We start from the raw sequence: 13,176 nt of genomic DNA on the forward strand, positions 1-13,176 counted from the left end.
ACCTATTTATCATGTTATTTCCTACAGAATTCGACGTTATCGTTGTCGGTGGTGGTCACGCCGGTACCGAGGCGGCCCTCGCTTCCGCCCGCATGGGGCAGAAGACGCTATTGCTCACGCATAATATTGAGACGCTGGGCCAGATGTCGTGCAATCCCTCCATCGGTGGCATCGGCAAGGGCCACCTGGTCAAGGAGGTCGATGCCATGGGCGGCGCGATGGCGATTGCCACCGACGAGTCCGGCATCCAGTTCCGCATCCTGAACTCCTCGAAAGGCCCGGCGGTACGCGCCACGCGCGCCCAGGCCGACCGCATTTTATACAAGGCCGCCATCCGTACGCGGCTGGAAAACCAGCCGAATCTGTGGCTGTTCCAGCAAGCGGTCGACGATTTGATCGTCGAAGGCGACCGGGTCGTCGGCGCCGTGACGCAGATCGGCCTGAAGTTCCTGGCGCGCGCCGTGGTGCTGACGGCTGGCACTTTCCTCGACGGCAAGATCCACGTGGGCCTGAATAATTACTCGGCCGGCCGCGCCGGCGACCCGCCCGCCATCTCGCTATCGGCCCGGTTAAAAGAGCTGAAACTGCCGCAGGGCCGTTTGAAAACGGGCACGCCGCCGCGCATCGATGGCCGCACGATCGACTTTTCCGTGATGCAAGAACAGCCGGGCGACCTCGATCCCGTGCCCGTGTTTTCCGTCATGGGCAACACGGCCATGCACCCGCGCCAGGTGCCGTGCTGGGTCACGCACACGAATAGCCAGACGCACGACATCATCCGCGCCGGCCTGGACCGCAGCCCCATGTACACGGGCGTCATCGAGGGCGTCGGCCCCCGCTATTGCCCGTCGATCGAAGACAAGATCCACCGCTTCTCGGGCAAGGAATCGCACCAGATCTTCCTCGAACCGGAAGGCTTGACGACGCATGAGTTCTATCCGAACGGCATCTCCACGAGCCTGCCGTTCGACGTGCAGATCGCCCTGGTGCAGTCGATGAAGGGCATGGAAAACGCCCACATCCTGCGCCCCGGCTACGCCATCGAATACGATTATTTCGACCCGCGCGGCTTGAAGGCCTCGCTGGAAACGAAGGCCGTCGCCGGCCTGTTCTTCGCCGGCCAGATCAACGGCACCACCGGCTACGAGGAAGCGGCCGCGCAAGGCATGCTGGCGGGCCTGAATGCGGCCTTGCTGACGCAGGACAAGGAAGCCTGGGTACCGGCCCGCTCCGAGGCGTATCTGGGCGTGCTGGTCGACGATCTGATCACCCAGGGCGTGCAGGAACCGTACCGCATGTTCACCAGCCGCGCCGAGTATCGCTTGAGCCTGCGCGAAGACAATGCCGACATGCGCCTGACGGAAATCGGCCGCGCCCTGGGCTGCGTGGGCGACGCCCAGTGGCAGGCGTTCGAGACCAAGCGCGAAGCGGTGGCGCGCGAGCTCGAACGCCTGCGTTCCACGTGGGTCAACCCGCGCATCCTGGCGGCGGCCGAATCGGAACGCATCGTCGGCCAGGCCCTCGAGCGCGAGTACTCGCTGGCGGACTTGCTGCGCCGCCCGAACGTGGCCTACGACACCCTGATGAGCATGACGGGCATGGAAGGCCAGGCCCTGGCCGGTCCCGGGGTGGAAGACCCCGCCGTGCGCGAACAGGTGGAAATCCAGCTCAAATATGCGGGCTATATCGAGCGCCAGAGCAAGGAAATCGAGCGCCACGAACACTATGAAAACCTGGCCTTGCCCGAGGGTTTCAACTACCTCGATATCGGCGCGCTGTCGGTCGAAGTGCGGCAAAAACTCGACAAGCAGCGCCCTGAAACCCTGGGCCAGGCATCGCGCATTTCGGGCGTGACGCCGGCGGCGATTTCGCTGCTGCTGGTGCACCTGAAAAAGCGCGGCTTCGGTGCCGCGCAGACCACCACTTTAAAGGACGAGGTTGTTGAATGAAGCAGTTTGACCGGGCCGCACTGGCCCCCATTTTGAATGAAGGCATCGCCGCGCTGGAGCTGGACCTGAGCGCGGATCAGACGGAAAAACTGCTCGATTACCTGGCCTTGCTGGCCAAATGGAACAGCGTGTACAACCTGACGTCGGTGCGCGATCCGCTGCAGATGCTGACCCTGCACGTGCTCGACTCGCTGGCCGCCGTGCCCGCGTTCGCGCATGCCAAAAACGTGCTCGACGTGGGCGCCGGCGGCGGCTTGCCGGGCATGGTCCTGGCCATCGCGCGGCCCGACGTAAAAGTGTCGATGATCGACACCGTGCACAAGAAGACGGCATTTTTGACGCAAGTGAAGGCGGAACTGGGCTTGAGCAACGTCACCGTGTACACGAAGCGGGTGGAACAGCTGGAAGTGGCGCAGAAATTCGACGTGATCACCTCGCGCGCCTTTGCCGACCTGTCCGACTTCGTCAACTGGTCGCATCACGTGCTGGCCGAGGGCGGGCAATTCATCGCCTTGAAAGGGGTGGCACCGCCAGACGAGCGCGAGAGACTGCCGGCAGACTGGCAAGTGACGCAATTACGGCCTATCCAGGTGCCAGGGCTCAATGCAGAGCGTCATCTGGTCTTTATAGCAAGAATTTAAAGGCTGAAAAATTAAACGGTATAAATAATATAAACAGTTTATACGGTATAAATAATATAAACCGTATAAACGATTTATATCGTATAAATGAAATAAACAGTATAAATCGTTTCGGAGAAATGCCGGGGCGCACGATGAAGTTTGCATCTCTTTACAACTAGAAGATACATGGCCAAAATTTTTTGTGTAGCAAATCAAAAGGGTGGTGTTGGTAAAACCACAACAAGCGTCAACCTCTCCGCCGGTCTGGCCAAGTTGAACCAGCGCGTGCTGCTGGTCGACCTCGACCCGCAGGGCAATGCGACCATGGGCGCCGGCATCAACAAGGCCGGCCTGAAGGCGTCCACCTATGAAGTCATGCTGGGCGAGTCCGATGTCAAGACGGCACGCCAGCGTTCGGAAGCGGGGCGCTTTGATGTGCTGCCGTCGAACCGCGAGCTGGCCGGCGCCGAAGTGGAGATGGTCGAACTCGACAACCGCGAGCGCCGCCTGAAGGATGCGCTGGCGGAAGTGGACGGCGAATATGATTTCATCCTGGTTGATTGCCCACCCGCATTATCGATGCTGACCCTGAACGGCCTGTGCGCCGCACATGGCGTGATCATCCCGATGCAGTGCGAGTACTACGCGCTGGAAGGCTTGTCCGACCTGGTCAACACCATCAAGAAGGTGCATGCGAACCTGAACCCGGATTTGAAGATCATCGGCCTGCTGCGCGTGATGTTCGATCCGCGCATGACATTATCGCAACAGGTGTCGGCGCAGCTGGAGCAGCACTTCGGCGACAAGGTCTTCAATACCATCATCCCGCGCAACGTGCGCCTGGCCGAAGCGCCGTCGTACGGTTTGCCCGGCGTGACCTTCGACCCCAGCTCGAAAGGTGCCCAGGCGTATATCGCCTTCGGCGCCGAGATGGTCGAGCGCATCAAACATATGTAAACAAGGGGCGAGCGCCTGCACAGTTTGATGTAAGCGCTTACTTTGAAAACAAGATTAGGACAGCATGGCTACGAAAAAATTAAAAGGGCTGGGTCGCGGACTCGACGCCCTCCTGGGTGGCGGCGGCGACTTCGCCAGTCCGGACACGACTCAACCGTCGAACTTGCCCGTGTCACAAATGCAAGCCGGCAAATACCAGCCGCGCACGCGCATGGACGAGGGGGCGCTCAATGAACTGGCCGCCTCGATCAAGGCGCAGGGCTTGATGCAGCCGATCCTGGTGCGCCCGATCGGGCAGGACACCCTGAGCGGACTTGTCAAATATGAAATCATCGCCGGCGAACGCCGCTTCCGCGCCTCGCAGCTGGCCGGCCTGACGGAGGTGCCGGTGCTGGTGCGCGACGTGGACGACCTGGCCGCCGCCGCCATGGCGCTGATCGAGAATATCCAGCGCGAAGACCTCAATCCTCTGGAAGAGGCGCAGGGCATCCACCGCCTGATCGCCGACTTCAGCTTTACTCATGAGCAAGCGGCCACTGCGCTGGGACGCTCGCGCAGCGCTGTGTCGAACCTGCTGCGCCTGATGAATCTGGCCAGTCCCGTGCAGACCATGCTGATGGCCGGCGATATCGACATGGGGCACGCGCGCGCGCTGCTGGCCGTCGATGCGGCCAGCCAGATCACGCTGGCGAACCAGGTCGTGGCCAAGCGCCTGTCGGTGCGCGAGACGGAAAAGCTGGTCACCCGCACGGTCGAGGAAGCGGCCAACCCGGTCGAGCCGCGGCAGAAGGAAAAGTCGGGCGACATCGCGCGCCTGGAAGAAGAGCTGTCCGACGCGCTGGCCACGCCGGTGGTTTTCAAGATGGGCAACAAGGGCCGGGGGCAGCTGGTGATCGATTTTGCGGACCTGGACGTCCTGGACGGTTTATTGACCCGCCTGCGCGGTCAATAAACTGTCAAGCAAGAGCTGCCGCGGTCTGGATAGTGCGTCAATCCTTTCCAGGCGCACTACGTAATTCCTTGATAACACGGTTGGAAGCCGCCAGACAAGCGGCTTTGCCACATAGTGGCGCAAATGGCGGCGAATAGTCGGTAAAGCGTCAGTTTCGCGCAGCAATTGCCCTGCTGCGGTGCAGCAACGTTTGACTCTATAGAACAAAGCCAACTATAATCCCGTGTCTTTGCGTGTGTAGATTTTTCTGGGAACTTGGTAATTGAGTGCTTCACAACAAAATATTGCCAAACCAGTCTACAAAGTAGTTGCCTTGCAGCTAGCAATCGCTATCAGCTTTGCCACGGTCACGCTGTTTTTCGGTGGCAGTGTCAAAGGCTGGTCCGCCGCATACGGCGGCGCTATCGCAGTCATCGGTAGCCTGGTGTATGCCATGTTGGTCGCCAGCGGTTCCAGCGACGCCAACAAGGCATTCCGGGCACATTTGCGCGCAGAAGTGGTGAAAATATTTATCACAGCGGTGCTGTTTATCTTGGCACTGGTGTTGTTTCAGTCGGCCGCCTGGTTATGGCTGATCTTGGGTTTCGCGGTGGCAACCTTAGCATACTGGTTTTCATTGCTCGCTGTTTAATCATTGGTTTTGGGGCCTGTTGTGCTCTGGAACGACAAATCTAAATTCATTATGACCACAGAACACGCTATTGAAGCGGGCCATGCTGCCCCGGCCAACGCCACAGAATACATCAGCCACCATCTGGCCCACCTGAGAAGTGCCGACGGCATGATCAATCTGGATACGTTCTGGATTTCGGCCATCCTGGGCTTTGTTTTCCTTGCTGTTTTCTACATGGCGTCGCGTCGTGCCACTGCCGGCGTGCCTGGCAAGTTGCAAAACTTCGTAGAAATGGTCATGGAAATCGTCAATGACACTATTAATGGGGCCTTCCACGCGAAAAGCAAGGTCATCGCGCCGCTGGCCATCACTATTTTTGTGTGGGTCTGGCTGCTCAACGCGATGGACTTCCTGCCGGTCGACCTGTTGCCGAAGATCCTGAGCTGGTTTGGCGTGCATAAACTGCGTGCCGTGCCGACCGCCGACGTCAACCACACCTTCGCCATGTCGCTGTCGGTGGTGCTGTGCGTGATCGCCTTCTCGATCAAGGCCAAGGGCCTGGGCGGCTGGATCAAGGAACTGTTCACGGCACCGTTCCATGCGAGCGGCCTGATCGGCACGATCGCCCTGGCACCTGTCAATTTCTTGCTGCAAATGGTTGAGCTGGTTGCAAAACTGATCTCCCTGTCGCTGCGACTGTTCGGCAATATGTATGCCGGCGAACTGATTTTCATCTTGATCGCGTTGTTGCCTTGGTGGGCACAGTGGGCGTTGGGTGGTCCATGGGCAATTTTCCATATCTTGATTGTAACTTTGCAAGCTTTTGTGTTTATGGCGTTGACGGTTGTGTATCTGAGCCTCGCGGTTGAGAAACATTAATCATCGACTTTATATTTTGTTTTTTTAGTATCTTTCGTTTTTAAATTTAGGAGAATTTTATGCAAGCTCTGATCGCACAAGTACAAAGCATGACCGTTCTGGCAGCAGCAATCATCATCGGCCTGGCCGCAATCGGCACCGCTCTGGGCTTCGCTATTCTGGGTGGCAAATTCCTGGAAGCTTCGGCACGTCAACCAGAACTGATGCCACAACTGCAAACCAAACTGTTCGTTATCGCTGGTCTGCTGGATGCTATCTCGATGATCGGCGTTGGTGTTGCTCTGCTGTACACGTTCGCTAACCCGTTCCTGTCCGCTCTGACGGCTGTTGCTCAGTAATTCGCTCCAACCCTAGGAGAAACTTTTAGTTAGGAGCAAAGGTATGGACATCAATATGTCGCTCATCGGCCAGATGATCACCTTCGCGGTGTTGGTCTGGTTCTCGATGAAGTTCGTATTTCCAGCGCTGAACAATGCGCTGGATGAGCGTGCCAAACGAATCGCGGATGGATTGGCTGCTGCCGATCAAGGTCAAGCTTCGATGGCTGTCGCTGAAAAGCGTGCGCAAGAGGCATTGAACAGTGCACGTGAAGAAGCTTCGCAACGCGTTGCGGACGCTGAAAAGCGCGCGCAGCTGGTTGCTGAAGAGATCAAGCAAAATGCACAAGCTGAAGCTGCGCGTATCATTGCGCAAGCCCAGTCGGACGCCGAACAGCAACTGTCGAAAGCACGCGAACAATTGCGCGCTCAGGTGGCTGACCTGGCTGTCAAGGGTGCCGAGCAGATCTTGAAGCGTGAAGTAAACCCAACGGCTCACGCCGAAATGTTGCAGCGTCTTGCTGTCGAGCTGTAATCATGGCAGAACTCGCAACCGTCGCCCGTCCCTACGCGGAAGCTTTGTTCCGCGTAGCCCAAGCTGGTAAGGAGTCAAGCAACCTCGCGGCGTGGTCCGAACTGGTGTCCGAACTGGCACAGATCGGTAGCCACCCCGAGGTACAGGCGTACGCGCGCAATCCGAAAGTTTCGGAAAGCGACGTCGCCGCCACCATCCTGTCGTTGTTGAAATCGCCGCTCAATGAAGAAGTGAAAAACTTCGTCACCTTGTTGATCGAAAATGGCCGCATCAGCCTGCTGCCGGAAATCGGCGCGCAATTCCATACGTTGAAAAACAGTATGGAAGGTGCGGCTGACGCCGAGATCACGAGCGCTTTCGATCTGAGCGAAGGCCAAACGGCCGAGCTGGTCGCAACGCTGGAAAAGAAATTCAGTCGTAAGCTCAACCCTGCCGTCACAGTGGATCCATCGCTGCTCGGCGGCGTGCGCGTGGTTGTTGGCGACCAAGTGCTCGATACCTCGGTGCGCGCCAAGCTGCAGCAACTGCACGCTGCACTGGTGTCGTAAGACACGCGCTTCGGCAGGCCAGCTTAGACAGACCCTTACCCCTCGCGCAAGCTGAGAGAAACACTTTTAGGAGTTAGTATGCAACTCAACCCATCTGAAATCAGCGAGTTGATCAAGAGCCGGATCCAAGGTCTTGACGGCGGCGCTGAAGTGCGTAATCAAGGCACGGTTATTTCCGTCGCCGACGGTATCTGCCGCATCCACGGTTTGTCGGACGTGATGCAAGGTGAGATGCTGGAATTCCCAGGCAACACGTTTGGCCTGGCAATGAATCTGGAACGCGACTCCGTCGGTTCCGTGATTCTGGGTGCCTACGAGCACATCTCCGAAGGCGACACGGTGAAATGCACCGGCCGCATTCTGGAAGTGCCAGTCGGTCCTGAGCTGCTCGGCCGCGTTGTCAACGCGCTGGGCCAGCCGATCGACGGCAAAGGCGCCATCGAGACCAAACTGACGGCCGCGATTGAAAAAATCGCCCCGGGCGTGATCGCCCGTGAATCCGTTTCGCAACCGATGCAAACCGGCCTGAAGTCGATCGATGCGATGGTTCCCGTTGGCCGCGGCCAGCGCGAACTGATCATCGGCGACCGTCAAACCGGCAAGTCGGCCGTGGCGATTGATGCGATCATCAATCAAAAAGGCCAGGGCATGAAGTGTATCTACGTCGCGATCGGCCAAAAAGCCTCGTCGATCAAGAACATCGTGCGCTCGCTGGAACAGCACGGCGCGATGGAATACACCATCGTTGTCGCCGCTTCCGCTTCGGAATCGGCCGCCATGCAATACATCTCGCCGTACTCCGGTTGCGCCATGGGCGAATACTTCCGTGACCGCGGTGAAGATGCACTGATCGTCTACGATGATCTGTCCAAACAAGCTGTTGCATACCGTCAAATCTCGCTGCTGCTGCGCCGTCCACCAGGTCGCGAAGCGTACCCAGGCGACGTGTTCTACCTGCACAGCCGCCTGCTGGAACGCGCAGCACGCGTGAACGCCGACTACGTCGAGAAGTTCACCGACGGCGCCGTCAAAGGCAAGACCGGTTCCCTGACGGCCCTGCCGATCATTGAAACGCAAGCTGGCGACGTGTCCGCCTTCGTGCCAACCAACGTGATTTCGATTACCGACGGTCAGATCTTCCTGGAAACCTCGCTGTTCAACGCCGGTATCCGTCCTGCGATTAACGCCGGTATTTCCGTATCGCGCGTCGGTGGCGCCGCCCAGACCAAGGTCATCAAAAACCTGTCCGGCGGTATCCGTACCGACTTGGCGCAGTACCGTGAACTGGCCGCGTTTGCGCAGTTCGCTTCGGACCTGGATGAATCGACCCGCAAGCAGCTGGACCGTGGTGCCCGCGTGACGGAATTGCTCAAGCAAGCCCAGTACTCGCCACTGTCGATCTCGCTGATGGCCGTATCGCTGTTCTCGGTGAACAAAGGCTTCATGGACGACGTGCCAGTCAAGCAAGTGCTGTCGTTCGAAGCTGGTGTCCACGCTTACATGAAGACCAAGCAAGCTGCTCTGCTGGCCAAGATCGAAGAAACCAAGCAACTCGACAAAGACAGCGAAGCAACTCTGTCGGCGGCCATTGCTGATTTCAAGAAATCCGGCGCATATTAAGCGGCCAGGCGGCGCCCGCCTCGAGTGAGGCGCCGCCCTACGCGCAGAAGGAGTAAGGACTCATGGCATCAAGCAAAGAGATACGAGGCAAGATCAAGAGCGTAGAGAATACGAAGAAGATCACCAAGGCGATGGAAATGGTCGCCGCGTCCAAAATGCGCAAGGCGCAAGACCGGATGCGGGCCGCCCGTCCCTACAGTGACAAGATTCGGAATATCGCCGCCAATCTGGCGACCGCCAATCCGGAATACACGCACCCGTTCCTGGCAGCTGCCCAGGGTACGCAAGCGAAGGCAGTGGGTTTCATCGTTGTCACGACCGACAAGGGTCTGTGCGGCGGCATGAACACCAACATCCTGCGCCAGGTGACGTCGAAGTCGCGCGAGCTGGAAGCAGCTGGCAACCGGATTGAAGCAGTTGCCATCGGTAACAAGGGTTTGGGTTTCTTGAATCGCATCGGCGTCAAGATCATCGCGCACGCTATTCAGACCGGTGATACGCCCCATCTGGACAAACTGATCGGACCTGTCAAGGTCATGCTCGAAGAGTTCCAGGCAGGCAAGATCGATGCAGTGTACCTGTGCTACACCAAATTCATCAACACGATGAAACAGGAACCAGTCGTGGAGCAATTGCTGCCCCTGACGGCCGACAAGATGGTCGCCGACAAGGGTGCCCACTCGTGGGATTACATCTACGAGCCGGATGCGCAAAGCGTGATCGACGAATTGCTGGAGCGCTATGTAGAAGCGCTGGTGTACCAGGCAGTCGCGGAGAATCTGGCGTCCGAGCAATCGGCACGGATGGTCGCGATGAAAGCTGCAAGCGACAACGCGGGTAGTGTGATCGGCGAATTGAAGCTGATCTACAACAAGACCCGCCAAGCTGCGATTACCAAAGAACTCTCCGAAATCGTCGCCGGTGCGGCTGCGGTTTAAACGAATTTAACTATATTGAAGGAACGAACATGGCTGATGGCAAAATCGTTCAGTGTATCGGCGCTGTGGTGGACGTTGAGTTTCCCCGCAACGCGATGCCTAAGGTATTTGATGCCTTGAAGATGGCAGGCTCGGAACTGACCCTGGAAGTACAACAGCAGTTGGGCGACGGCATTGTCCGTACCATTGCACTCGGCTCGTCCGATGGCCTGCGTCGCGGCATGATGATTCAAAATACCGGCAAACCTATCATGGTGCCAGTCGGTAAAGCAACCCTGGGTCGCATCATGGACGTGCTGGGCAACCCGATCGACGAATGCGGCCCCGTGTCGCACGAGCAGATCGCGTCGATCCACCGCACCGCTCCTGCATACGACGAACTGTCGCCATCGCAAGAACTGCTGGAAACCGGCATCAAGGTGATCGATCTGGTTTGCCCGTTTGCAAAAGGCGGTAAAGTTGGTCTGTTCGGCGGCGCTGGCGTAGGCAAGACCGTCAACATGATGGAACTGATTAACAACATCGCCAAGGCGCACAGCGGCGTGTCCGTATTCGCCGGCGTCGGTGAGCGTACCCGTGAAGGTAACGACTTCTACCACGAGATGGCTGACGCGAAAGTGGTCGATCTGGAAAACCCGGAGAACTCCAAAGTAGCGATGGTCTACGGTCAGATGAATGAACCGCCAGGTAACCGTCTGCGCGTCGCGCTGACCGGCCTGACGATCGCTGAATCGTTCCGTGATGAAGGCAAAGACGTTCTGTTCTTCGTCGACAACATCTACCGCTTTACGCTGGCCGGTACCGAAGTTTCGGCACTGCTGGGCCGTATGCCGTCGGCTGTGGGTTACCAACCGACCCTGGCCGAAGAAATGGGCCGTCTGCAAGAGCGTATCACGTCGACCAAGACCGGTTCGATCACCTCGATCCAGGCCGTCTACGTTCCTGCCGATGATTACACCGATCCGTCGCCTGCTACCACGTTTGCTCACTTGGATTCGACCGTTGCGCTGTCGCGTGACATCGCTTCCCTGGGTATCTACCCAGCCGTGGACCCGCTCGATTCGACCTCGCGTCAGCTCGATCCCTTGATCGTTGGTCAAGAGCACTATGACACCGCGCGTGCCGTGCAAACGACCCTGCAACGCTACAAGGAATTGCGCGACATTATCGCGATTCTGGGTATGGACGAACTGGCACCGGAAGACAAACTGCTGGTGGCCCGTGCACGTAAGATGCAGCGTTTCCTGTCGCAGCCTTTCCACGTCGCTGAAGTCTTTACCGGCGCGCCTGGTAAATACGTTTCGCTCAAAGACACGATCAAGGGCTTCAAAATGATCGCTTCGGGCGAACTCGATCACCTGCCGGAACAAGCGTTCTACATGGTCGGCACGATCGAAGAAGCAATCGAAAAAGCCAAGAAACTTAACTAAGTTAAGTCTGGGCCTAACCCCGCCCGTTAGACGGCGGGGTTCTTCAACCCGATAGGACACACATGGCACACACAATTCACGTTGACGTGGTTTCCGCTGAAGAACTGATTTTTTCAGGCGAAGCAGAATTCGTCGCGTTGCCGGGTGAACAGGGCGAGCTGGGTATCTACCCACGCCACACGCCTTTGATTACCCGCATCCGTCCGGGCGCGGTCCGCATCAAGGTAGTCGGCCAGGCTGAAGAAGAGTTCGTCTTCGTTGCCGGCGGCCTGCTGGAAGTGCAACCGGATACCGTGACCGTCCTGGCCGATACCGCGATCCGCGGTCACGACCTTGACGAAGCGAAAGCGCTGGAAGCGAAGAAGTTGGCGGAAGAAAATATCCACAACAAGGATTCGGGCATCGACTACGCGCAAGCGCAAGCCGAGCTGGCCAGCGCGATTGCGCAGCTGGCAGCGATCCAGAAGCTGCGTCTCAAGCACTAAGCTCGAACCGCAAGCAGCAAGACAAGAGGCAGCCTTCGGGCTGCTTTTTTTTCAGCAGAAATTAACGGCGCTTGTCCTTTCCCTTTGCCAGCCCCGCCTTCAAGATCGTCTTCCATTTGGCGCGCGCGGCGATGCGCTCGAGCGGCGTTTCCTCGCTGCGGTGGGCATCGCGCAGCAGCTTGTGATAATTGCGCAGGCGGTCCCCATCGACGGCGCCGCGCACGGCGCAACCGGGCTCGCTCGTGTGCCGGCAATCGCGGAACTGGCACGTCGCTGCCAGCGCCGCGATGTCGTCGAACGTGGCCGCCAGGGCCTGCGCATCGGCATCGGCGCGCCAGCTGCGCAAGCCCGGCGTGTCGATGATGCAGGCGCCGCTGGCGCACAGGTGCAGCGAGCGGGCCGTCGTCGTATGGCGGCCGCGCCCGTCGCCATGGCGCACGCCGTTCGTCGCTTGATCCGCCGCAGACAAGGTATTGGTCAGGCTGGACTTGCCCGCGCCCGATGAACCGAGCAGCACCAGGGTCTGGCCAGCATTCAGCCAGGGCTCCAGGATGGCCACGTCATACGCATGGCGCGTGTCGACGGCAAACAGGGGCACGTGGGGTGGCAGACGCTGTCTGAGCTGCGCCAGCTTGCCCGGCACGTCGTCGGCCACGTCGGCCTTGCTCAGCACCACCACGGGCGTCACTTGCGCCGCCAGTACGATGGTCAGATAGCGCTCCAGGCGGCGCGGATTAAAATCTCCATCGAGTCCCATCACCAGCAGGGCCGTATCGACATTGCTGGCCAGTACCTGGCGCCGGCCGTCATTGCCGCGCCGGGCGATCTGCGTGACCGGGGATAAGTGCGCTGTTATCCACAGGGTGCCGTGAAGATCGGGTTCGGCGGCGATCCAGTCGCCGACCGTGAGGATGGTGTCCTGCGCCTGCAGCGCGTGCAGCCGGTGCGGCAGGACATGCGCCGGCTGTTCCAGGATGCCATCGTGCACGATGATGCTGTCGCGGTGGACGGCGCTCACGCGCAGCAGCTGCGCGGCAGGGGAAGAGATGTCGAGTTGGGTGGCTGCGCTGGCGATGGCCTGCTGCAGCCCGATAAGGCGTAGTTGCGCAAAATCGAATGCGATCATGGTAGCGTGATTCCAGATTCTGTCGTCCGCGTGCGGACGTGTAGCCTGCGCGTGCAGGCACCGCCAGTCGCGATGACTGGCACGAAAGAAGGGGAAGTCGGCTACGCGATCACGCGTATGGGCAATTGCGGGCTAAGGGACTTAGCAGGGAAAAACAGTGATCAGGCAGCCGACAACACGGCAGTATCCGAATGGCGCATGTTG

Annotated in this window: 14 protein-coding genes; 13 read left to right on the forward strand and 1 reads right to left on the reverse strand. The window is 58.8% G+C overall.

Features of this window, described 5'->3' with window-relative positions; genetic code table 11:
• Positions 1-11: 11 nt before the first annotated feature.
• The 13 genes from mnmG (at position 12) to AC3RCJ_RS01840 (ending at position 11,846) form a co-directional block, all read left to right on the forward strand.
• Positions 12-1,949 carry a tRNA uridine-5-carboxymethylaminomethyl(34) synthesis enzyme MnmG gene (gene mnmG / locus AC3RCJ_RS01780; protein ID WP_492957587.1) on the forward strand — a complete coding sequence of 646 codons (1,938 nt, stop codon included), beginning with the start codon at positions 12-14 and terminating at the stop codon, positions 1,947-1,949.
• Positions 1,946-2,590, forward strand: coding sequence for a 16S rRNA (guanine(527)-N(7))-methyltransferase RsmG (gene rsmG, locus AC3RCJ_RS01785; RefSeq protein ID WP_492957589.1), 645 nt, complete (start codon positions 1,946-1,948; stop codon positions 2,588-2,590). Before mnmG ends, rsmG begins: the two co-directional genes overlap by 4 nt.
• 168 nt (positions 2,591-2,758) lie before the next feature.
• Positions 2,759-3,529, forward strand: coding sequence for a ParA family protein (locus AC3RCJ_RS01790; RefSeq protein ID WP_034752687.1), 771 nt, complete (start codon positions 2,759-2,761; stop codon positions 3,527-3,529).
• A 64-nt stretch (positions 3,530-3,593) separates the two neighbouring features.
• A complete protein-coding gene (locus AC3RCJ_RS01795; protein WP_492957591.1) occupies positions 3,594-4,481 on the forward strand; it encodes a ParB/RepB/Spo0J family partition protein in 888 nt (295 codons plus the stop codon).
• Between the two features lie 262 nt (positions 4,482-4,743).
• The gene (locus AC3RCJ_RS01800; protein WP_492957593.1) at positions 4,744-5,112 is read left to right on the forward strand and encodes an ATP synthase subunit I; all 369 of its coding nucleotides are present in this window, start codon (positions 4,744-4,746) and stop codon (positions 5,110-5,112) included.
• A gap of 51 nt (positions 5,113-5,163) precedes the next feature.
• On the forward strand, positions 5,164-5,973 hold the full coding sequence (gene atpB / locus AC3RCJ_RS01805; protein WP_046681851.1) for a F0F1 ATP synthase subunit A: 810 nt from the start codon (positions 5,164-5,166) through the stop codon (positions 5,971-5,973).
• A 59-nt stretch (positions 5,974-6,032) separates the two neighbouring features.
• Positions 6,033-6,311, forward strand: coding sequence for a F0F1 ATP synthase subunit C (atpE, locus tag AC3RCJ_RS01810; RefSeq protein WP_034752695.1), 279 nt, complete (start codon positions 6,033-6,035; stop codon positions 6,309-6,311).
• A 43-nt stretch (positions 6,312-6,354) separates the two neighbouring features.
• The gene (locus AC3RCJ_RS01815; RefSeq protein WP_071325906.1) at positions 6,355-6,825 is read left to right on the forward strand and encodes a F0F1 ATP synthase subunit B; all 471 of its coding nucleotides are present in this window, start codon (positions 6,355-6,357) and stop codon (positions 6,823-6,825) included.
• Positions 6,826-6,827: 2 nt separating this feature from the next.
• Positions 6,828-7,373: a F0F1 ATP synthase subunit delta gene (locus tag AC3RCJ_RS01820; protein ID WP_492957596.1), complete on the forward strand. Its 546-nt coding sequence runs from the start codon at positions 6,828-6,830 to the stop codon at positions 7,371-7,373.
• 78 nt (positions 7,374-7,451) lie between these two features.
• Positions 7,452-8,993: a F0F1 ATP synthase subunit alpha gene (gene atpA, locus AC3RCJ_RS01825; RefSeq protein WP_034752701.1), complete on the forward strand. Its 1,542-nt coding sequence runs from the start codon at positions 7,452-7,454 to the stop codon at positions 8,991-8,993.
• A gap of 62 nt (positions 8,994-9,055) precedes the next feature.
• The gene (gene atpG / locus AC3RCJ_RS01830) at positions 9,056-9,931 is read left to right on the forward strand and encodes a F0F1 ATP synthase subunit gamma (RefSeq protein WP_230540116.1); all 876 of its coding nucleotides are present in this window, start codon (positions 9,056-9,058) and stop codon (positions 9,929-9,931) included.
• A 29-nt stretch (positions 9,932-9,960) separates the two neighbouring features.
• Positions 9,961-11,361: a F0F1 ATP synthase subunit beta gene (gene atpD / locus AC3RCJ_RS01835; protein WP_034752705.1), complete on the forward strand. Its 1,401-nt coding sequence runs from the start codon at positions 9,961-9,963 to the stop codon at positions 11,359-11,361.
• A 62-nt stretch (positions 11,362-11,423) separates the two neighbouring features.
• The gene (locus AC3RCJ_RS01840; RefSeq protein WP_492957599.1) at positions 11,424-11,846 is read left to right on the forward strand and encodes a F0F1 ATP synthase subunit epsilon; all 423 of its coding nucleotides are present in this window, start codon (positions 11,424-11,426) and stop codon (positions 11,844-11,846) included.
• Between the two features lie 61 nt (positions 11,847-11,907).
• Here AC3RCJ_RS01840 and rsgA read toward each other — a convergent pair whose 3' ends face one another.
• Positions 11,908-12,972, reverse strand: coding sequence for a ribosome small subunit-dependent GTPase A (gene rsgA / locus AC3RCJ_RS01845; protein WP_492957601.1), 1,065 nt, complete (start codon positions 12,970-12,972; stop codon positions 11,908-11,910).
• Between the last annotated feature and the right edge of the window lie 204 nt (positions 12,973-13,176).

This window comes from Janthinobacterium sp. GW822-FHT07H11 (genome assembly GCF_058798615.1).